The organism is Mesorhizobium sp. M0276 (genome assembly GCF_040321755.1).
GTDB lineage: Bacteria > Pseudomonadota > Alphaproteobacteria > Rhizobiales > Rhizobiaceae > Mesorhizobium.
The window spans coordinates 74,860-94,726 of the sequence record NZ_JAMYSC010000025.1; the positions used below are offsets into that span (position 1 = coordinate 74,860).

A 19,867-nucleotide genomic window follows, 5' to 3' on the forward strand; every position below is an offset into this window, starting at 1 on the left:
AGGCGCTGCGATTGAGCGCGCCTCGTTCTATGTCGCCAGCGGCAGGCGCAGTTGCGTCAGCAGGCCACCGCCCGGGGTGTTGGACAGGCTGACCTCACCGCCGGCGGCGCGCGCGATGTTGCGGGCAATGGTCAGGCCGAGCCCGAGACCGCCGGTCTGGCGGTTGCGGGATTGTTCGAGGCGCACGAAGGAGCCGAACACGGCGTCGATCTGCGCCTGAGGTATGCCCGGTCCCTCATCGCGGATGGTGAGCAGGATCGTGTTGTCCGACCGGCCGAGGCTGAGATGCGCCTTCTTGCCGTAGGTGACCGCGTTCTGCAGCAGATTGGTGACGCAGCGCTTGAGCGCGACCGGCCGGGCCATGCAGATGAGCCCGCGTGAGCGGGTATCATCTTCGAACGACACGTCCGGATAGGCGTCGGCGATCGACTCCACGAGCGACCAGAAGTCGATGCGCTCGTTCTTCTCCTCGGTCACCTCGAAGGTGGCGAAGTCGATCACCGAGCTGGCAATGCTCTCGACATCGGCGAGATCGTGCGCCAGCGCCTCGCGAACCGCCGATTTGCGCAATAGCTCCAGGCGCAGGCGCATTCTGGTCATCGGCGTGCGTAGATCATGCGCAAGTGCAGCCGCCAGATGTTCGCGATCCTCGACATATTCGCGCAGCCGGGCCTGCATGGCGTTGATCGCCTTGGCGGCGGCACGGACTTCGCGGCTGCCCCCTTCAGCGATCGGCGGGCTCTTCAGATCCTTGCCGATCCGGTTCACGGCGGTTTCCATCATCCGGTAGGGCGCCGTCAGCCGGCGCAACGACCAGATCGACATGATCACCACCAGTCCGGCGATCAGCGAATAGAGCGGCAGACTGTCGAAGCTCAGGATCGGGCCGACAGGCGTGATCGGCTCGGTGAAGTTCAGCCATTGGCCGTCGGCGAAACGCAGCGACGCCGTCAGCTTCTCGCTCTGGGCAAAGTTGGCGGCCAGCACCAGAAGGTCGCGTTCGACCTGGCCGATATCGGGCCCCGGCGCCATGCCGTCGGCGTCGTCGGCCTCGCGCGTCGCCGGGTCGCGCCGCACGCGCGCATCGGTGATGCCGAACTTCGACAGCCGGCCGACAAGGATGTCTTCGAGTTCCGCCAGTTCGTCGTCGCTTGCGATCGACGAGGTGACCGCCGGCGTGTCCGAGATAGTGAGCGCGTAAGTGGAATTGAAGAGGCCTGTCGCCGTCGCCTTGCGTTGCTCCGGCGTGGCGTCATGCATCAGCTGCACCAGGGAAAAGGCGCGGTCGTTGAGACGGTAGAGGTCGACGATGCCGTTGGCGACGGCGCGGTCGCGCGACACGATATAGAGGGTTGCGACCTGACTGATCAGCAGGCCGGCAATGACGATCAGCAGCACCCAGACAGGCAAGGTCTGCGGCAGGAAACGTTTCATTCGGAGGTCGTCTCCGGCAGAAACTGGTAGCCACCGCTGCGCACCGTCAGGATGAACTGGGGCGTTTTCGGGTCGTCTTCCATCTTACGTCGCAACCGGCTGACCAGGATGTCGATGCTGCGGTCGAAGGAGTAGTCGCTATCGCCGCCGGACAGTTCGATGAGCTGGTCACGGGTCAGCACGCGCTGCGCGCTCTTGACGAAGGTCTGCAGCAGGTTGAATTCGGCCATGGTCAGTTCGACCCTGACATCGTCGGGCGCGATCAGCCGGCGCCGCGAGCAATCCATCGTCCAGCCGGCGAAGCGGTAGATCTGCCTGGTGGTGGCGCGCTTGGGCTCGGCGCCGCCATTGCGGCGCAGCACGGCGCGGATGCGCGCCAAAAGCTCGCGCGGATCGAACGGTTTGGGCACATAGTCGTCGGCGCCCATTTCCAGGCCGACGACGCGATCGGTGGTCTCGGTGACGGCGGTCAGCATGATGATCGGCGTCGAATACTTGGCGCGCAGGTCGCGGCACAGCTCCAGCCCGCTCTTGCCGGGCAGCATCACGTCGAGGACGATGAGATCGACTTGCGCGCGGCGCAGGATGGCCTCCATCTCGACACCGTCGGCGGCAACCGAGGTGTGCAGGCCCCGCTTCTGGAAGAATTCCTGCAGCAGGTCGCGAATGCCCTTGTCGTCGTCGACGATCAGTATGTGCGCGTCGGATTTCACTTGAGCCCTGTCGTTGTTGATTGCCAAGCCGTTCTGTCGCCACCCACACGATAGAATTCAGGCCATATGTTGGCCAGTGGTGATGATGGGTTCACACCGGCTTTCTCAGACACAATCCAGAAACAAAATTCTACAGTTCAGAAAAACTCCTGAAAAATTTCAAAGGCATAACTGATCTCGTGGCGGTCAGGTCATCGGCTGCGACGCTAGTCTCCGGGTTTACGGATAAACCAATGCCAAGGTTGTCGATCAGTTTGTTGGGTGCGTTGCTGGGCCTTGGCCTGGTCACCGCCGCTGCCGGACAATCGGACGCAAAGGCGCCGCTCACTCGGAGCGAACGGTGCGCCAATCTCAGCCACCAATTTGATGAAGCCCTCGAAACCCATGCCACGGCAACGCAGGTCACCGCGGCAAAGGCACTTCAGAGAAAGGGTAACCGGTACTGCGCCGCCAAGAAACAGGCACAGGGCATCCGGATGCTTGCCAACGCTTTGAAGTTGCTTGGAGTGACACCGAACGACCCGGTTCAGTGACATCAGAAATTCGACCCGCATAAAAAGGAAACGAAGCCATGAAAAAGTCCCTCCTGTCCGCCCTCGGCCTCTCCGTCGCTCTCGCCTTCTCGATGCCGGTTCTCGGCAACGCAGCCGCCACCACGACCGCTGCGCCGGCTGCTGCCACCACGACCACCGCTCCGGCCGCTGCCGCGACGACCACCGCTCCTGCCGCCAAGGCTGCTCCGAAAAAGGTCGCCAAGAAGACTGTCTGCAAGGTGACCAAGACGCACAAGTGCCCGGTCAAGAAGGCGCCCTCGAAGGCGGCCCCGAAGGCTGCTCCGAAGAAGCCCTGATCAGCTTCGAGGTCAGTTCCAGCAAGGCCGTTCCAGCCGTAAATCGGCTGGGACGGTCTTTTGCCAAGTGCATGGTCGATAAACTGAACACGTATCTCGATCGCGCTTAACCCGTTTGCAACGCCAGTTGTGTAGGACAATCCGCATGAAGAAGCGGCTTTCGTCCATTCTGCGCTCGTTGGTGCTTGGTGGCCTGGTTGCCACCGGTATCTCCAGGGTACTTATCCTGTTCACTGCCAGCCCGGTGCCGGATCCGGCGAGCGGGCGCACCGAGCCTTCGCTTTTCGCGCCGGTCATTTCCACCAATTGGGACTACATCACGCCGGCACAGACCTGGTCGCTGATCGTGCTGAGCGGCGCGACCCTGATCTGCGTCATTGCCTGGCCGATCGCAGCCTTCCTGGAACGCCGGGCGGATGCCGGGGGAAAACGCTTCCGGCCCGGCCGTTGAACGGCAACCGACAGTTTCCCACATAGTGAGTGCCGCGCCCGCCGGACACCGGCTGGCGCGTCGATCAAAATGGACCGCCGCTTTCCCCGGTGCCAGAATGGCGGTCACGTCGCTCACGCAAATTGTCGGTTCCAATGCCTGAAATCACCACAAAACCGCGCGTGCAGGTCAAGCCGCAGATCGAACGGCCGAAGCTCTACAAGGTCATCCTCATCAATGACGATTTCACCCCGCGCGAATTCGTCGTGACGGTGCTGAAGGGGGAGTTCAAGCTCAGCGAAGACCAGGCGCACCGGGTGATGATCACCGCGCATCGGCGCGGCGTCTGCGTCGTCGCCGTCTTCACCAAGGATGTCGCCGAGACCAAGGCGATGCGGGCTACCGACGCCGGCAAGGCAAAGGGCTATCCGCTGATGTTCACGACCGAGCCGGAGGAGTAGGGCTGCTCGCTCTCCCCCTTCTCCCACAAAGGGAGGTGGCGCTACCGTCCCTCGCGGTACCACATCGAACCCATCGCCAGAAGCAACAGGCCGAGGCCGAGGAAGCCACCGAAAAGCGGCACGCGCGAGACGGCCTTGAGCACGCTGTCGTCCGTGGTGCGCAGGCCGATCCAGTCGCTGCCGGACGCGGCGCCGGCCGAGCGCACCGGCACGATGGAGGGCAGCGTCACGTCGCTGCCAAGGGTCGAGGACGACGCCAGCCGGCGCACGCTGCCGCCGGTGGCTTCCGCCGGCGCCTTCAGCCGGTTTTCGGTGGAGATGACATCTGCGAATTCCGGTGCGTTGACCGGTCCGACATGGGCGAGCGCGGTCAGGTCGCCATTGGCAACCTGATAAAGGCCGATCTCGTTTGTCTCGACACTGCCAAGGAAAACGCCGGGCTCGGATTTCTCGAGCTTGACGGTCAAGGTCTTGCCGGAAGGGGTGATGATCTGGGCGGGGCCGGGATCGTCGGCCATCGTCTGGCGACGGATTTCCAGCACCATGCCGCGACCGTCGGCGGTCAGCCGCTCCTCCTCGAGTTCTGGCTCCTTCATCAGCCAGTGCGCGATGCGCCGATAGAGCTGGACATGCGGGCCGCCGCCTTCGAAGCCGCGCGCCCACAGCCAGCCCTGGTCGGACAGAAGCATGCCGACGCGGCCTTCGCCCTTGCGGTCGAGCAACAGCAGGGGCCGGTTGTCTGCGCCCTTCATCACCACCTCGCCTTCCGGGTTCTGCACGCCGATGGTGCGGAACCAGCGGCTCCAGTGTGGCGGCTCGGCGGCCGAGCCATCCAGGCCGCGCGTCACCGGATGGCGCTGACCAAGATCGGTGAGGCGGGGATAGAAGGCCTTGTCGACAACCTCGCCCGTCGGCATCGCCGGCAGGGCCGACATCAGCGGCGTGCGCGCGATGGAGCTTTCACCGGCGTATTCGGGGCCGGCCGCGATCAGCAGCGCGCCGCCCTTTTCGACATATTCGGAGATGTAGTCGTAATAGAGGATCGGCAGCACGTCGCGGTGCTGGTAGCGGTCGAAGATGATGAGGTCGAAATCCTTGATCTTCTCGACGAACAGCTCGCGTGTCGGGAAGGCGATCAGCGACAATTCATTGATCGGCGTGCCGTCCTGCTTTTCCGGTGGCCGCAGAATGGTGAAATGCACAAGGTCGACAGAGGCGTCGGATTTCAACAGATTGCGCCAGGTGCGCTCGCCGGCATGCGGCTCGCCGGAGACCAGCAGCACACGCAGGTTCTCGCGGATGCCATCGATGAGCGCGATGGCGCGGTTGTTGGTGTCGGTCAGTTCGCCCGGTTCGCGGTCGATGGCGAGTTCGACGATGTTGCGGCCGGCAGCGGGAATGGTCACCTGCAGCGGCATGGCCTGGCCGACGGTGGCATGCTCGACCGCGACCTGCTCGCCGTTGACAGAGACCCGCACGTCAACCGGACCGGTCTCGTTTTCGGTCGAGATGACGCGGTAGGTCATGTCGAGCGGCTTGCCGACAAGGCCGAAGCGCGGCGCATTCTCGAAGCGGATGCGGCGATCCTTTTCGTGGTCGTTGCCAGTGATCAGCGCATGCAGCGGGGCGTTGAAATCGGGGGCGCCCGGAGGCGCATCATGCACCTCGCCATCGGTGATCATGATGGCACCGCCGATGCGTGACGGCGGCACATCGCGGAAGGCGCCATCGAGCGCGCTGAACAGCCGTGTCTCGGTGCGCTCCTCGGCGGCCTCGGACTTGCCGGCCTCGACGACGCGCACGTCGAACTGCTTGAAGCGGCCAAGACGCTCCTGCAGCCCGGCCAGCGCCTCGTCGGTCTGTTTCGTGCGGTCGCCGATATCCTGGCTCTGGCTGCGGTCGACAACGAGGGCGACAATGCTTTTCAGGGGCTCGCGCTCCTCGTTGAGGAACACCGGGTTGAACAGGGCGGCGGCGAGCGCCATCAGAGCGATGAAGCGAAAGACCGAGCCGCGCTGGCGAAACCACAGGCCGACCAGCGCAAGCAGCGCCAGCGGCACCAGCGCCAAGGTCAGCCAAGGCCAGGAGATCAGCGGTTCGAAGGAGATCGACCAGTTCATTCCTTACCCTCCCATTTGGGAGGGTCGATCCGCGGAGGTGCAATAAAAGACATCATCTTACTGCCCCAGCCGTTCGAGCAGTATCGGCACGTGGACCTGATCGGATTTGTAGTTGCCGGTCAGCATGTACATCATGATGTTGACGCCGGCGCGTAGCGCGTAGATGCGCTGCATCGGATCCGCCGGTACGGTCGGCAGCAGCGGGTCGCCATTCTCGTCGACCGCCCAGGCGCCCGCGAAGTCATTGGCGGTGATCATGATCGGGGAGACGCCGTCGCCCGTGCGCACCGGCCGGTTCTCGGCATTGCTGGCGTCGAGCGAAGCCTCGACCCAGAGCGGGCTGCCACTGAAGCGGCCGGGAAATTCGGGCAGGATGAAGAAGGATTTGGTCAGCACATGATCGGATGGCACCGGCTCCAGCGGCGGCACGTTGAGATTGCCGAGGATGTCGCGCAGCCGCTCCGTCGCCGGGCTGGTCGAATCGGCGCCGATGCCGTTGGCGAACTGGTCGCGCGTATCGAACAGTACCGTGCCGCCCTGTTGCATATAGGCGTCGATGCGGGCGATCGCGGCCTGGCTCGGCATCGGTGCAGCCGGATCGATCGGCCAGTAGATCAGCGGATAGAACGACAGCTCGTCCTTGGAGATGTCGACGCCGGTCGGCGCGCCCGGTTCGAGTGCCGTCTTCTCGATCAGGAAGCGGGTCAGGCCCTCGAGCCCGGCGCGGCTGATCGAATCGTCGCCCGGCACCCCGGTCAGCACATAGGCAATGCGGGTCTTCGAAATCGCCTCTATTGCAACCTCGTCGCCCGCCTTGGCGTCATCGGCGCGAGCGAGGTCGGCATGGCCGAACAGCACACCAAGCGCAATCAGGATTGCAGAAGTGGTTGCCACGGCGCCGGAGCGGCGCGGTCGGCGGGTAAACAGGCCGCCTATCCAGAACACCGCCAGCGTGTCGAGCAGCATCAGCACCAGGGCGGCCGCGACCAGCGGGCCCTTCAAGTTGCGCGATTCGTCGAAGGCATACTGGATCGATGTGACGGGAACCGTGATCTGCGGCCGCGCCAGGGGCGCAAACGTGCTGTCGGCTTGAAGCAGATTGTGGGCAAACACACCCGTCTCGGAACCATAGAGCCCGGGCGGGTTCTCGAACGTCACTGGCAACGCGCCTGCGCCCGGCACCAGCGGCCGTGCGTCAGGCGTCGGCGGCACCAGCGAGCCGTCGGCTGCAATCATTCGATAGGGCGCCAGCGAGGTGGCGGCGGCTTCGGCATTGGCGATCGCCGCGCCCTGGTTGCGCGACAGTTGCACGATGCGGCGCAGCATCTCGACGAAGCTGCCCGAGATCGGCAGGTTCGACCAGGTCGCCTCGGGCGTGACATGGAACAGCGCCAGCGTGCCCTTCCCCTTCTTCAGCCCGGTGACCAACGGCGTGCCGTCGGCAAGAGCCGCCCAGGTGCGCTCGACGATGTCGGGGGTTGGTTCTGCCAGCACCTGCCTGCTGACGGTGACCTCCGTCGGCGGCGCAAGATCGGCGAACGGGCCGGCCTTGGGGAATTCGGTGACCGGCTGCGGCGACGTCCACGACAGCGCGCCGCCGAGCGAACGTTCGCCGGTGCGCAGACGGACCGGCAGCAGGTCGTCGTCATTGCCGGCGGCGGCCAGCCGCGATCCGGCGAAACGCACCAGCGTGCCGCCATTGTCGACCCAGTCGACCAACCTCTGCCGGACTTGCGCGGGAATGGTGCCGATGTCGGCCATGACGATCATCGCCGGCTTCTGGTCGAGGATCTGCGGGATGGCATCGGCGAGATCGGCACTTGAGGGCTCGACCAGATCGGCGAAGGGCTGCAGCGCGCGCCTGATGTAATAGAGCGGCGACAAAAGCGGCTGCGCCTGGTCGGCCTCGGCCTGCGACAACAGCCCGACGCGCCGCCGCTTGGAGCTTTCGTCGAGGACGCGCACCGCGCCGGCCTGGCGCTCGCCGTCGAGCGCGACCGAGGCGAAGTCGTTGCGCAGTTCGAACGGCACCGCCATAATGCCAGTGGCGGTGGTTTCGCCAGGTGAAAAGGTCAGCGTCGCATCGGCGATGCGCCGGCCCTTGTCGTCGAAGGCACCGGCGGTGACCTGCGCCGGAGCAGGATCGCCCGGCGCGCGAATGGCGGTAAGCGCAAAGCCGTCAACCTGATTGTCGGCGGCGGTCAGGCCGGTCAGCGACAGCCTGTCGGCGGTTGCCCAAACAACACGGGCGGCATTCCTGGACAACAGCGTGTTGAAAGCGGCTTCGTCGCCTTTTGCCGCAAGTCCATCGGCAAGCACGGCAACACTGGCGCCGGGCAAGCTTTCCAGCACGCCGGCGACTCGAGCATAGACGGCGGGCCGGTCGGTCGGAATCGGCCGCGGCTTGGCGGCGCGCAGCCGGTCGAGCGCGGCGGCGGCATCGAACGGGCCGATCTCGGCATTGGCTTTTTCGGCGGTGAAGGCGATGATGACAGGCACGCCGTTCGAGCCAGCATCGGCGATCAGCCGCTCGGCGGTGGCGACGCGCTTGCCCCAGTCGGCGGCGCTTGCCCAGTCATTGTCGATGACCAGAGCCAGGGCTGCACCCTCGGCCGGCAGTTTCTCGCGCGGGTTGAAGACCGGGTCGGCCAATGCGGCGACGATGAGCGCCGCCATCAGCAGCCTCAGCAGCGTCAGCCACCACGGGCTCTGTTGCGGCGTCTCCTCGCGCTTCAGGACGCGCGCCAGGATCTTCAGCGGCGGGAAGATCTCGGTCTGCGGCTTGGGCGGTGTCAGCCGCAACAGCCACCAGATCACCGGCAGCGCCAGCAGACCCCACAGCACCATGGGGGCGCCAAAGGAGAGCGGCAGCCAGCTCATGCGCTGACCCTTCCGGCAGCGGCGCCATCGGCGGTCATCGCCATGTGCAGGCGCACCAGCGCGTCGGAAGCCAGCCGATCGGTGTGGTTGACGGTAAAGCTCCAGCCGAGGCGCTTGCACCAGACAGCCAATTCGTGGCGGCGGGCGGTGTAGAGCAGGCGATACTCATCGCCCAGCATTTCGGCGCGCCCGGCGGTCAGCTTGTCGCCGGTCTCGGGATCCGTGAATTCGGTGCGGCCGGCATAGGGGAAGGTTTCCTCGGCCGGGTCGGCAACCTCGATCAGATGGGCGCGCACGCCGTGGCGGGCTAGAACGTCGAGCCAGGCCATCGTCTCCTCGACGGGATCGAGGAAATCGCTGACAATGACGATGTCGCAGAAGCGGCGGATGTCGGAAAGATCGGGTTTTGCCGGCAAATCGCCGGCATGCATGAGTTGGGCGGCGATGCGCTCGGCGCCGTTGCGGGCGGTGAACGGATCGGTGAGGCCGGGCCAGGCGATGCGCTCGCCGCTGCGCGACAATAGCTCGGCCATGGCCAGCGCCAGCACCAGCGCACGCGATTGCTTGGAAACGCTGGCGCCGGTGGACTTGTAGAGCATCGACGGCGAGGGGTCTGCCCATAGCCAGACCGTGTGGGCGGCTTCCCATTCGCGGTCGCGCACATAGGTGTGGTCGTCGCGCGCAGAGCGGCGCCAGTCGATCCGCGAGGAATCGCCTTCGACATAGGGCCGGAACTGCCAGAAATTCTCGCCGATGCCGCGCTTGCGGCGGCCGTGCCAGCCGGCGATCACGGTGTTGACGATGCGCCGCGCCTCGACCAGCAGGTCGGGCACAAGAGAGGCCCGCAACCGGCCACGGGCGAGCGCGTCGCGCGTCGCTGCCGGAGCCTGGACCTCGCCGATATGCGCCATCAGATACCTTTGGCCAGTTTCGCCACAACGTCGCGCACGCTGGTGCCTTCGGCGCGAGCGGCGAAGGTCAGCGCCATGCGATGCTGCAGCACCGGCTCGGCGAGCGCGCGGACATCGTCAGTCGACGGCGCCAGCCGTCCATCGTAGAGCGCGCGCGCCCTGGTGCACAGCATCAGCGCCTGGCTGGCGCGTGGGCCGGGGCCCCAGGCGACGTGCTTGTCGGTCTCGGCATTGCCCTGGCCCGGACGCGCCGAGCGCACTAGCGTGAGAATCGCCTCGACGACGCTTTCGGGTACCGGCATGCGGCGGATGAGTGTCTGGATTTCCTTCAGCCGCGCCGGCTGCAGAACGTTCTGGGCTTTCGCGTCCTCGACGCCGGTCGTTTCCAGCAGAATGCGGCGCTCGGCCTCGATTTCGGGATAGAGGATGTCGACCTGCATCAGGAAGCGGTCGAGTTGGGCCTCGGGCAGCGGATAGGTGCCTTCCTGCTCCAGCGGGTTCTGCGTCGCCAGCACGTGGAAGGGCGCCGGCAGGTCGTAGCGGGCGCCGGCAATGGTGACGTGGTACTCCTGCATCGCCTGCAGCAGCGCAGACTGGGTGCGCGGCGAAGCGCGGTTGATCTCGTCGGCCATCAGCAGCTGGGCGAAGATCGGGCCGGAAATGAAGCGGAAGGAGCGCTTGCCGGTCTCGTCCTGCTCCATCACCTCGGAGCCAAGGATATCGGACGGCATCAGGTCGGGGGTGAACTGGATGCGGCGCGAATTGAGGCCGAGCACAATGCCCAGTGTTTCGACCAGCTTGGTCTTGGCGAGGCCCGGCACGCCGACCAGCAGCGCATGGCCGCCGGCGAGCAGCGCCACCAGCGTGCGCTCGACGACGCTCTCCTGGCCGAAGATGACCCGGCCGACCCCGTCGCGGATCCTGGAGATGTCGGCCAGCGCTTTCTCGGCCTCGGCGATCATGTCCGTTTCGCTGATCGGGCTTTCCTTGACCATTACGCTCATGCCGCATCGATCCTTGTGATTGGAAATACCTGCCTGCAGCATACCATGACTGCCGCGATTCGGCCTCGCCTAGCGTCTGCATTAGAATTTAAATCACAGACTTAGGCTGACAAGCGGAACAACAGTGACTATTTCGTGACCATGACGGAACACTCCGAAGATCTCGAACAGGGCCTTACGAGTGCCACCGAGGCGCGCGGTCTCGAGGCGTTGATCTCGCGCGCCACCCGCGCCGGCAAGGGTGCGGCGCCGGTCGAACGCTGGAATCCCGACTTCTGCGGCGATCTCGACATGGAGATCAAGGCCGATGGCACTTGGTTTTATCTGGGCACGCCGATCGGGCGCATACCGCTGGTTCAGCTTTTCTCCTCGGTGCTGCGTAAGGATGCCGACGGCAGGACCTATCTGGTGACACCGGTGGAAAAGGTCGGCATCCGCGTCGCCGATGCGCCGTTCATCGCCGTCGAAATGGATGTTTCGGGCGACGGCGACGCGCAGGTCATCACCTTCCGCACCAATGTCGGCGACGTCGTCGAGGCCGGGCCGGAGCGACCGTTGCGCTTCGTCGACGAGAGCGAGACCGGCGGCTTGAAACCCTATGTGCTGGTGCGGGGCCGGCTGGAGGCCTTGGTGGCGCGGCCGGTGATGTATGAGCTGGTCGGCCATGGCGAGGAGGTCGAGATCGGCGGCAAGACCATGTTCGCGGTGCGCTCGAAAAAGGCTGTGTTCCCGATCATGCCGGCGGACCAGTTGAAGCGGCTGAGCGCGTGATGGACCAGGTGTCTCCGGCGCCTTTTTCATCAGCGGATTTTCGCGCGCGCTTTGCCGCGCAGCCGGATGCGCATGCCAGCGATGACTATGGCGATCATCGCTTCAACCCAGGTCACCCACGCCTCAACCACGGCAAGGCGCTGCGCAATGCCGCCGTGCTGATCCCGGTGGTCGACCACGAAGGCGATGCGACGGTTCTACTGACAAAACGGGCCGAAAAGCTGCGCAATCATTCGGGGCAGGTGGCCTTTCCCGGCGGCACCATCGATCAGACCGATCCAAGCCCCGAGGCGGCGGCGCTGCGCGAGACCTTCGAGGAGATCGGCCTTGACCGCGATCGCATCGAGATCATCGGCCGCATGCCCGACTATGTCGCCGGCAGCGGCTACCGCATCGCGCCGGTGCTGGGCATCGTGCAGCCGGGTTTCCACTTGAGCTTGAATGCGGACGAAGTCGATGCCGCCTTCGAAGTCCCGCTGCGCTTCCTGATGGACCCGGCCAACCACAAGCGCGACAGCCGCATGTGGAACGATCTCGAATGGTTCTTCTACGACATGCCCTATGGCGAGCGGCGCATCTGGGGCGTCACCGCCGGCATCATCCGCACCCTCTATGAAAGGCTCTATGCGTGAGCGTCACGATCGCGGGCAGGGCCGATTGGCTCGGCGACAAGCATCTGCAGCGCCTGTTGGCCGCACTGAGCGAGGGCGGTGAAGAGGCGCGTGTTGCGGGCGGCGCCGTACGCAACACGCTGATGGGCCAACTGGTCGCCGACATCGACATCGCCACCACCTGCTTGCCGGGGGAAACCATCCGCCGCGCCGAGGCGGGAGGTTTCAAGGCGGTGCCGACCGGCTTCGAGCATGGCACGATCACGGTGGTCGCCGGCGGCAAGCCCTATGAGGTCACCACGTTGCGAGCCGACATCGAGACTGACGGGCGGCGGGCCAAAGTGTCGTTCGGGCGCGACTGGAAGCTTGACGCCGAGCGGCGCGATTTCACCATCAATGCGCTCTATGCGCAGGCCGATGGCCGGGTTGTCGACCTGGTGGGCGGCATTGCCGACATCGAGGCACGCCGGCTGCGCTTCATCGGCGATGCGGAAGCGCGCATCCGTGAGGACTATCTGCGCATCCTGCGTTTCTTCCGCTTCTTCGCCTGGTATGGCGATGGCCGGCCGGATGCCAATGGGCTGAAAGCCTGTGCCCGGCTGAAGGAAGGTCTGGCCCAGCTTTCGGCCGAGCGCATCTGGTCCGAATTGAAGAAGCTTTTGTCGGCGCCTGATCCCTCACGGGCGCTGCTCTGGATGCGGCAGGCTGGCGTCTTGACCGCCGCGCTGCCGGAAAGCGAGAAATGGGGCATCGATGCGATCCATGGGCTGGCCAAGGCCGAGAAAGATCTGGGCTGGGCGCCCGACCCGCTGCTGCGGCTGGAAGCGATCGTGCCGCCGGATGCCGCACGCATGAAGATGCTCGCCGAGCGGCTCAGATTTTCGACTGCCGAAGCGGATCGCCTGCGCCACTGGGCGCTTGCCACCGCTGTCGAGCCGAAGACGACCGAGGGCGAACTGGCGAAAAGGCTCTATCGCGGCGATCGGCAGGGATTTGTCGACCGCTTGCGCCTGTCGCTGGCTGCGGCCCGCGTTCGTGCTGTCGACGACAATGACGCGCTGCTTGAAGCCGGCGGCTTCTCGCGCTTGCTGGCTTTCGCGCTCAAATGGAAAAAACCGGTGTTCCCGCTGAAAGGCGCCGATCTGACGGCGCTCGGTGCAACGCCAGGACCGAAGCTGGGCGAGATCCTCAAGAACCTCGAGGCGGAATGGATCGAAACGGGATTTGCGCCTGATCGCGGCGCACTGCTTGATCGCGCCGCGAAGGCACTGGAAACCTAGGCCTTGGCTCGAAGCCCGTGCTCCATGACGGTCAAACGTCGTCGAACGAGCGAAACTACCTGATTGCCACGGGAGCCAGGGCGCGTGAAAGGCTCGCTTCGCCCTTGCCGTACGTGGAAGCACTATAGTTGACCAGGGTGTCGGTGCGAGCCGTATTGAGCAGATCGTTGGTGATCTGGGTCGGCGTGGCCTTGGTGAATTTGCTGCCTAGTATCGCCGCATATCCTGAAATGATCGGTGCTGCGAAGGAGGTGCCATATAGGCCTGTCTTGCTCCCATCGACGCCAACCACAAGAAAGTGGCTTTGCACGAGCGGGTCGGAGCCGGCATAGTTGGAGTACCAGGCAAGCTGGGCCTTGTTGGTTGTTGTGCCGTTCGTCGACAGGGCGCCGACGAAGATCGCAGAGGCTTTGCCAACCAGGGCGATATCGAGATAGTCCTGCTGACCGCCTGTTTCTCCGCCCACGGCAACCGAATCGTTGCCCGCCGCCTTCGAAACAACAGCCGACCCTTTGGTGGCATAGGAGATGATGGAGGCTTCCTCGGGGCTCCATCCGATCTGGTTCGGGCTGTAGCCCGCTTTGGCGTACATGCCATAGCTCAGATTGAGCACGTTCAGGCCAGGCGTCAGGCTGACGGCCGAGCTGGTTGAAAAGTCCTTCGACCTGATGGTCGCCAAGGGCGCGATCATGCCAGCTTCCTCGCGCGTCCATTCACCGTGGCGCTGGGTTTGAACCCCGACACCGAAATTGCCCGAGAAGCGCGATGTACTGGAGAAATCGTCGACAATGGTAATCGTGACGCCCTTGCCCTTGTACCCCGCGGCCCATGCCGCGCCGACGTCGGGGCTCATCCACCCCTGCACCGCTTGTGTGGTCGCAGCCGGTATCGTTGCACTCGCGCATGTGGACCGGCCGCCGCCGTGACACAGCGCGGCCATCTCATCCGCATTGACCGCCTCCTGTGCCGAAGCCATCGGCGCCGACAGGGTGGTGAGAGCCGCAACGAAAACGAATTTCAAGCAACTACCGGACATGCTCTTACTCCGTTCAAACAGGAACCAGGACGGGCGAACGCGAATTTCGGGATGGGATGATTTTCTCATTTGCATCCTCCCCGGCGATCAGAAAGTAACACGGTAATTCAGCCAGAGGTGCTGGCTCTCCGGTTTAGCGTTAACCAGATATTTCAAAGTTTCCTCTGGCGCCATCTCGCTGGCCGCGAGCCGGCAATTGACGCTGTAGGTACCGAAATCGCCGTAGTTCGCTTCGCATGGCTTTTCGGTGAGCTTGCCGCCGAGGGTGGTGGTGAGCGACAAGGAAAGAGTACTGTTCGGACCCGGATGCATCTGCGTGAGGAAGCCCAGCTTCAGGCTGGGCTCGATGCGATATTTCTCACCTTCTTCTCCGGTGCCAAATCCCCAGAGGATGCCGGTATCTTCCGTGATCTGGGTCAAAAGTTCGACATGCATGTCGACCCAGCTTGCGTGGTACCATTGGTTGAACGATATCCGGCTTCCGTCCTGCAGTTCATAACCGCCGCCGCCAAGGTCGTGCGCGCGATCGCTGAGCGGCGAGCCTTGATGGAGGTCGACCAGCGATGTGGTCACTTCCTGGGCTATCGCCGGATACGCTGAAAGGAGCCCGTACAGCAGGAGCGCCGTCGTGCGAAGACTCACTCGATTGCCGGACTTTTCGCGCATGCGCGAAACACCTCGCCCCACCGATCCCGGACCAGTGCCTGGTGGCGACGGGCTTCTCTTGCAGCCCCACTGTAGCCGGATTATCTGCCCGACAGTGGCACGGGGTCGGTTACCGCAGGGTTTATTTTAGCCGAGGAAAATATAATTCTTTGACCTGCGGGTCTTGCCGGCAGGACGTCCGCGATGGCGCTTTTCAACCAATCTCGAGGCGCCAACGCGGCTCGTTTGGTGTTGTGGATGAATCCGAGCGGCAAAGACTAGGCCGCGTCGCGGGCCTTTTCGATGCGCGAGCGGATCGCCTCGATCATCGTCTCACGGATGACCGTCTCGCCATGCGTTTCGCGCATGTGCTCGACGACACGACGCATGACCTCGGCCTCCTCATCAGCACGCGTGTGCCAGTCACAGCCGGGTACGAGCGACCCGCAGTGAAATTCCTTCATGCGATTTCTCCTTTTCCTCCGTGGAGCCCGATCGAGGCTCCGGCGCTTTCCTGGCTCATGGTCCGATTTCAGGGTTGAATCCGTGGAGCCGCGAGCGGGTGGAAAGCATAACACAGATGGGGTGGTATCGGTTGCCGTCAACGGCAAAAAGGGCGAAACAGCTCTGCTCCGCCCTTTCGCGCTAGCCCGAAGCAGGACCAGACATCATCTTGCCCTGCTTTGGCAGGCCATCACTTCGCGATCTTGACAGCCTCGGCGACTTTTTTCTTGCCGCTCATCTCCCATGAGACGCGGACCTTTTCACCGACCTGCAGGCCTGGATCCTTGAAGGTCTTGGGAAGCGTAAAGGACGATCCGTCATCGAGGACAAGGCTCATGGCCGTTGCGTCAAAGGTCTTGATCGTGCCGGTGGTGTGCTTGATGGCGGCGAACGCCACCGAACCGGAAGCGAGAAGGGCAGCGGCGGCAGCCGAAACAATGATCTTGCGCATTGTGAAGTACTCCTGAAGGGCGGGTATCCTTTTGACGAATGTGTCCCGCATCGTCTGGGCCGTCCGGTCGCGTCGGGTCGCGGCTCGCTTGTTTTGAGGCAATTCCGAACGGAAAATCGTTTAAAGCTTTCCTGGAATTGCGCTCAGGCGAACCGCCGGCGCTTCCCGACCCGGCGCAACAAATAGACCAGCCTTTTCAAGAGCCTATTAGACGAAAAATAAATTTTCGCCGCACCTCATGCCACATTCGACGCCGCATTTCGAGCGAATGGGACATCAATGCGGCTCACGCCGCGCTCACCATTTTGTTACGGCCAGCGGACCTCAGGTGGGAGGCTGGAGAGGATCGCTTCGACATTGCCGCCGGTCTTCAGGCCGAAGATGGTGCCGCGATCGTGAAGCAGGTTGAATTCGACGTAACGGCCGCGGCGGATGAGCTGCTCGTCGCGATCACCGTCGGTCCAGTTCTCGTTGAAGTTGGCGCGCACGAGGTGACCATAGACGACGAGAAAAGAGCGGCCGACATCCTGGACGAAGTTGAAGTCGGCATTCCAGCCGCCTCTGTCCTCGCCCGAATGCAGCCAGTCGAAGAAGATGCCGCCGGTGCCGCGCGGTTCGTTGCGGTGCGGAAGATAGAAGTACTCGTCGCACCAGGCCTTGAATTTCGGGTAGTCGGCAACGCCGGCATTCTTCTCGCAAGCGAACTGCATGGCGCGATGGAAGGCGACGGTATCGGGATCGTCCTGTGTGCGGCGGCGGTCGAGAACCGGCGTCAGATCGGCGCCGCCGCCGAACCATTGGCTGGATGTAACCACCATGCGCGTGTTCATGTGCACGGCGGGAACGTTGGGATTCCACGGGTGAGCAATCAGCGAAATGCCGGATGCCCAAAAGCGCGGATCTTCCTCGGCGCCGGGCATCAGCTTCCTGAATTCGGGCGAGAACTCGCCATAAACCGTCGAGGTATGAACGCCGACCTTCTCGAAGACGCGGCCGTACATCATCGACATGGTGCCGCCACCGCCGCGGCCCTCGTCTCGTTCCCAGGGCGTCTTTTCGAAACGGCCTGGCGACCACGAGGCCAGTGGGCCGCCAAGATCCTGTTCGATCTGTTCAAGCCCGGCGCAGATGCGTTCGCGCAATGCCTCGAACCACAGGCGCGCCTTCATCTTCTTCTGCTCGATGTCGGCGGGCAGGCCAGCCGGTATTTCAGGTCGTTCCAAGTGCCGTCTCCGGTTGCGGGCGATGAGTCCTACAAATGACTCGTCTTTTGCCGGCGCGATCCCTAATCTCTTAAGGGCAAGGGTCAAGTCACTTTGGTTTTGCGCATGATCCTTTCCGAAACTCGATTCCGATTTCGGAGTCATGCGCCAGGTGCAAGGAGTCGTTTCGTGCGCACCCCGGCAAGACCGCCGCTGGATGGCCTGAAGAAAAGGCTGGACCAAAGCCGGGCCGAACGCGCACGCATGCCGCGCGACGGTTTCCTGCGCGAGACCTTCGTCCTGCCGCGCTCCGACGCGCGCCTAAAAGCCAAGGAATGGTTCGATCGCTTTCCCAAGCAGGCCTACTGGACCGAGATCGAAAGCTGGTTCGAGCGGCCGGGCGACGTGATCGAGTTCACCATAAGGCGGTTGCCGGCGGCCGATTAGGTTCTCCTCGCCCCGTTTACGGCGATTTGAGGAGTGGTCCGCACAGCGGCGAAATCCAACTGCTTTTTTTTCGTACGACGAACGCCGGCAAGCGGGTGAGGGTGGCGCGAAGCTCTGAATGCTGGCGCTGCCTCTCATCCGCCTTCAGTTCGTTCAGGCACCTTCTCGCCGTGAACGGGTAGACGGAAGAGCAACCAGCCTTCTCGCGCCCGTCCCCTCCCTTGCCAGCCGGTCGCCCTTGTTCCTCAGCGGGCATTTGTCGATCGACATGCAGCCGCAGCCGATGCAGTCGGTCAGCCCGTCGCGCAGTTTCTTCAACTGGGCGATCTTGTGGTCGAGCCCGTCGCGCCAGGCGGTCGACAGCAGGTTCCAGTCATCGCGCGTCGGCGTGCGGCCCTCGGGCAGCGATGCCAGGGCCGTGCCGATCTCGGCCAGCGAGATGCCGACTTCCTGCGCCACCTTGATGATCGCCACGCGCCGCAGCACGTCGCGGCCGTAGCGGCGCTGGTTGCCTGACGTGCGGTGGCTGCGGATCAGCCCACGGGCCTCATAGAAATGCAGCGCCGACACCGCCACACCGCTGCGCATGGCCACTTGGCCGACAGTCAATTCCGTTACCGGTGCCATCTCTGTTTTTCGTCCCGATTTTTCCGCTTGACCTCAAGTTAAGTTGAGCTTGTAGCGAAGAAACCAAGGATCTGCAAACGAAGGAGGAGGCGATGTGCTCCTGGGTCAAGATGGCGGGAGACGGAATGCTGTTATCCGAGTTGCCGGATGGCTTCGCCCGCCACCATGGCGACGGAAAGCGCGACGTTGATGCTGCGCGCCGCGCCCTGCATGGGTATGGTCAGCCGCGCATCCGCTACCTGATGGACAGGATCCGGAACGCCTGCGGATTCGCGGCCGAACAGAAGGATGTCGCCATCGGCGAAGGCAAAGCTGGTGTAAGGGGTCGTGGCTTTGGTCGACAGCAGCACCAGCCGGCGCTCGCTGGCTTTGCGCCAGCCCTCGAAGGCGTGCCAGTCGACATGCCGGGTCAGAGCAGCCATTTCGAGGTAATCCATGCCGGCTCGCTTGAGCGCTTTGTCGGAGAGCGGAAAACCGGCCGGTTCGATGATGTCGACGCCGAGCCCGAGGCAAGCGGCGAAACGCAGGATTGTCCCGGTGTTGCCGGCGATATCCGGCTGGTAGAGCGCGATGCGGAGACGACCGTTCATTTCCGCGTCCTTCTAATAAGTGGCAGATCGGCCACAGAGGGCTCGCGGTTTTGGAAAATGCTGGACCTGCGGGTGGCCATTTTCTGCGAAGTCGGGTATGTCAGCTCCATTGTCAACCCGAACCGATGGAGGGGTAATTCATGATGACCATGCACACTCAGCGCCCCTCTCGTGGGCTTACCTGCCTGCTGGCGGCTTCGGTACGACAATTCTCCTGACTCTCTAAGACTTGATCGCACCGATTCCCGCCGAAACGATTTTTCGGCTCTCGAAGGAATCCTGCGATGTTTTTCAAAAAGTCAAAAGGGCTGAACGCCCCACTTGGACCTGTCCGGACCGATGCTGTCCGTCGTGTCCAGACCGATGCTTATCGTGTCCAGACCGATGCTCATCGTGTCCGGACTGACGCAATGCGTGCCTCCGGCCGAATGCCGGCGGACGATGTTGCTTCGCCTTTTTATCTCGATTTTCACACGGAGGATGGACCGATGTTCGATCCCTACAGAATACCGGGCTCAAGAAGCCTGCATATCCACCGACTGCCGACCTGGGCGCTGCTCATCGGCGAGACCTATTCGTCGGCGGTTCACGCCGAAGTCCGCCGCCGGCCGCATCGCGGCATGTTGCCGGATGTCGATTTCTCGCGCGCGGTTCCCGACCACAGCCGGCCGTCGCTGGTGCGCCGGATCATCCGGCTGATCAGGCCTGGCGCGAAAGTCCGGATCTTGAACAGTGCGCCGTCAGGATCGTCAGGCGCACCTGTCGGCGAAAAGCCCGCGAGCCCCTATATTGCGCGAAGCAAGGCGGACGGTCCGGATGATTCCGGACCGTCGGCCCGCGGCGCCATTCGTTCTGCGGACCTTGTACGTTCGCGCGCCGCATAAGCGGAAAACAGAGTTC

At 63.7% G+C, this 19,867-nt stretch carries 22 protein-coding genes; 9 read left to right on the top strand and 13 right to left on the bottom strand.

All coding sequences use genetic code 11. From position 1 onward, the window contains the following. Positions 1–27: 27 nt before the first annotated feature. Both NKJ01_RS20385 and NKJ01_RS20390 read right to left on the bottom strand, forming a co-directional pair. A complete protein-coding gene (locus NKJ01_RS20385; protein ID WP_352730457.1) occupies positions 28–1,434 on the bottom strand; it encodes an ATP-binding protein in 1,407 nt (468 codons plus the stop codon). Further along, the gene (locus NKJ01_RS20390; RefSeq protein ID WP_352730502.1) at positions 1,431–2,147 is read right to left on the bottom strand and encodes a response regulator; all 717 of its coding nucleotides are present in this window, start codon (positions 2,145–2,147) and stop codon (positions 1,431–1,433) included. Before NKJ01_RS20390 ends, NKJ01_RS20385 begins: the two co-directional genes overlap by 4 nt. A 233-nt stretch (positions 2,148–2,380) precedes the next feature. Between NKJ01_RS20390 and NKJ01_RS20395 the strand changes: the two genes are divergently transcribed. The 4 genes from NKJ01_RS20395 (at position 2,381) to clpS (ending at position 3,888) form a co-directional block, all read left to right on the top strand. Then, positions 2,381–2,680 (top strand): hypothetical protein, encoded by a 300-nt coding sequence (locus tag NKJ01_RS20395; protein WP_023760695.1) that lies wholly within the window; start codon positions 2,381–2,383, stop codon positions 2,678–2,680. A 38-nt stretch (positions 2,681–2,718) separates the two neighbouring features. Next, the gene (locus NKJ01_RS20400; RefSeq protein ID WP_023760696.1) at positions 2,719–2,997 is read left to right on the top strand and encodes a hypothetical protein; all 279 of its coding nucleotides are present in this window, start codon (positions 2,719–2,721) and stop codon (positions 2,995–2,997) included. Between the two features lie 145 nt (positions 2,998–3,142). Then, positions 3,143–3,448, top strand: coding sequence for a hypothetical protein (locus tag NKJ01_RS20405; protein ID WP_352730459.1), 306 nt, complete (start codon positions 3,143–3,145; stop codon positions 3,446–3,448). Positions 3,449–3,582: 134 nt separating this feature from the next. After that, positions 3,583–3,888: an ATP-dependent Clp protease adapter ClpS gene (clpS, locus tag NKJ01_RS20410; protein WP_023760698.1), complete on the top strand. Its 306-nt coding sequence runs from the start codon at positions 3,583–3,585 to the stop codon at positions 3,886–3,888. 41 nt (positions 3,889–3,929) lie between these two features. On the opposite strand, the gene NKJ01_RS20415 is transcribed toward clpS, so the two are convergent. The 4 genes from NKJ01_RS20415 to NKJ01_RS20430 are packed head-to-tail and all read right to left on the bottom strand — an operon-like array spanning position 3,930 to position 10,803. Further along, a complete protein-coding gene (locus tag NKJ01_RS20415; RefSeq protein ID WP_352730460.1) occupies positions 3,930–6,008 on the bottom strand; it encodes a hypothetical protein in 2,079 nt (692 codons plus the stop codon). 57 nt (positions 6,009–6,065) lie between these two features. Beyond that, the gene (locus tag NKJ01_RS20420) at positions 6,066–8,888 is read right to left on the bottom strand and encodes a DUF4159 domain-containing protein (protein ID WP_352730462.1); all 2,823 of its coding nucleotides are present in this window, start codon (positions 8,886–8,888) and stop codon (positions 6,066–6,068) included. After that, on the bottom strand, positions 8,885–9,799 hold the full coding sequence (locus NKJ01_RS20425; protein ID WP_352730464.1) for a DUF58 domain-containing protein: 915 nt from the start codon (positions 9,797–9,799) through the stop codon (positions 8,885–8,887). The genes NKJ01_RS20420 and NKJ01_RS20425 overlap by 4 nt, the downstream gene beginning before the upstream one ends. Next, the gene (locus NKJ01_RS20430) at positions 9,799–10,803 is read right to left on the bottom strand and encodes an AAA family ATPase (protein WP_352730466.1); all 1,005 of its coding nucleotides are present in this window, start codon (positions 10,801–10,803) and stop codon (positions 9,799–9,801) included. The genes NKJ01_RS20425 and NKJ01_RS20430 overlap by 1 nt, the downstream gene beginning before the upstream one ends. A 141-nt stretch (positions 10,804–10,944) precedes the next feature. Here NKJ01_RS20430 and NKJ01_RS20435 point away from each other — a divergent pair, with 141 nt between their 5' ends. From NKJ01_RS20435 to NKJ01_RS20445, 3 genes are read left to right on the top strand one after another with little or no spacing between them, the layout of a single operon-like run. Continuing rightward, the gene (locus NKJ01_RS20435) at positions 10,945–11,574 is read left to right on the top strand and encodes a DUF1285 domain-containing protein (protein WP_352730504.1); all 630 of its coding nucleotides are present in this window, start codon (positions 10,945–10,947) and stop codon (positions 11,572–11,574) included. After that, the gene (locus tag NKJ01_RS20440) at positions 11,574–12,206 is read left to right on the top strand and encodes a CoA pyrophosphatase (protein WP_352730467.1); all 633 of its coding nucleotides are present in this window, start codon (positions 11,574–11,576) and stop codon (positions 12,204–12,206) included. The genes NKJ01_RS20435 and NKJ01_RS20440 overlap by 1 nt, the downstream gene beginning before the upstream one ends. Further along, on the top strand, positions 12,203–13,465 hold the full coding sequence (locus NKJ01_RS20445; protein ID WP_352730469.1) for a CCA tRNA nucleotidyltransferase: 1,263 nt from the start codon (positions 12,203–12,205) through the stop codon (positions 13,463–13,465). The genes NKJ01_RS20440 and NKJ01_RS20445 overlap by 4 nt, the downstream gene beginning before the upstream one ends. A 55-nt stretch (positions 13,466–13,520) precedes the next feature. Here NKJ01_RS20445 and NKJ01_RS20450 read toward each other — a convergent pair whose 3' ends face one another. The 5 genes from NKJ01_RS20450 to hemF all read right to left on the bottom strand — a co-directional run bounded on the left by NKJ01_RS20450 (position 13,521) and on the right by hemF (position 17,324). Continuing rightward, entirely contained in the window at positions 13,521–14,576 is a 1,056-nt protein-coding gene (locus NKJ01_RS20450; RefSeq protein WP_352730471.1) for a S8 family serine peptidase, read from the bottom strand. Positions 14,577–14,588: 12 nt separating this feature from the next. Beyond that, positions 14,589–15,167, bottom strand: a complete 579-nt coding sequence (locus NKJ01_RS20455) for a hypothetical protein (RefSeq protein ID WP_352730473.1) — start codon at positions 15,165–15,167, stop codon at positions 14,589–14,591. Between the two features lie 257 nt (positions 15,168–15,424). Further along, on the bottom strand, positions 15,425–15,610 hold the full coding sequence (locus NKJ01_RS20460; protein ID WP_352730475.1) for a DUF1059 domain-containing protein: 186 nt from the start codon (positions 15,608–15,610) through the stop codon (positions 15,425–15,427). Positions 15,611–15,840: 230 nt separating this feature from the next. Next, positions 15,841–16,101 (bottom strand): DUF1344 domain-containing protein, encoded by a 261-nt coding sequence (locus NKJ01_RS20465; RefSeq protein WP_023760709.1) that lies wholly within the window; start codon positions 16,099–16,101, stop codon positions 15,841–15,843. Positions 16,102–16,409: 308 nt separating this feature from the next. Further along, a complete protein-coding gene (gene hemF, locus NKJ01_RS20470) occupies positions 16,410–17,324 on the bottom strand; it encodes an oxygen-dependent coproporphyrinogen oxidase (protein WP_352730477.1) in 915 nt (304 codons plus the stop codon). Positions 17,325–17,492: 168 nt separating this feature from the next. Here hemF and NKJ01_RS20475 point away from each other — a divergent pair, with 168 nt between their 5' ends. After that, entirely contained in the window at positions 17,493–17,750 is a 258-nt protein-coding gene (locus NKJ01_RS20475; RefSeq protein ID WP_023760711.1) for a hypothetical protein, read from the top strand. Between the two features lie 153 nt (positions 17,751–17,903). Here the strand turns inward: NKJ01_RS20475 and soxR are convergent, their stop codons facing one another. After that, entirely contained in the window at positions 17,904–18,377 is a 474-nt protein-coding gene (gene soxR, locus NKJ01_RS20480) for a redox-sensitive transcriptional activator SoxR (protein ID WP_352730479.1), read from the bottom strand. Between the two features lie 131 nt (positions 18,378–18,508). Then, a complete protein-coding gene (locus NKJ01_RS20485; RefSeq protein ID WP_352730481.1) occupies positions 18,509–18,967 on the bottom strand; it encodes a tRNA (cytidine(34)-2'-O)-methyltransferase in 459 nt (152 codons plus the stop codon). A gap of 488 nt (positions 18,968–19,455) precedes the next feature. Here NKJ01_RS20485 and NKJ01_RS20490 point away from each other — a divergent pair, with 488 nt between their 5' ends. Next, the gene (locus NKJ01_RS20490) at positions 19,456–19,851 is read left to right on the top strand and encodes a hypothetical protein (RefSeq protein ID WP_352730483.1); all 396 of its coding nucleotides are present in this window, start codon (positions 19,456–19,458) and stop codon (positions 19,849–19,851) included. Positions 19,852–19,867 lie beyond the last annotated feature (16 nt).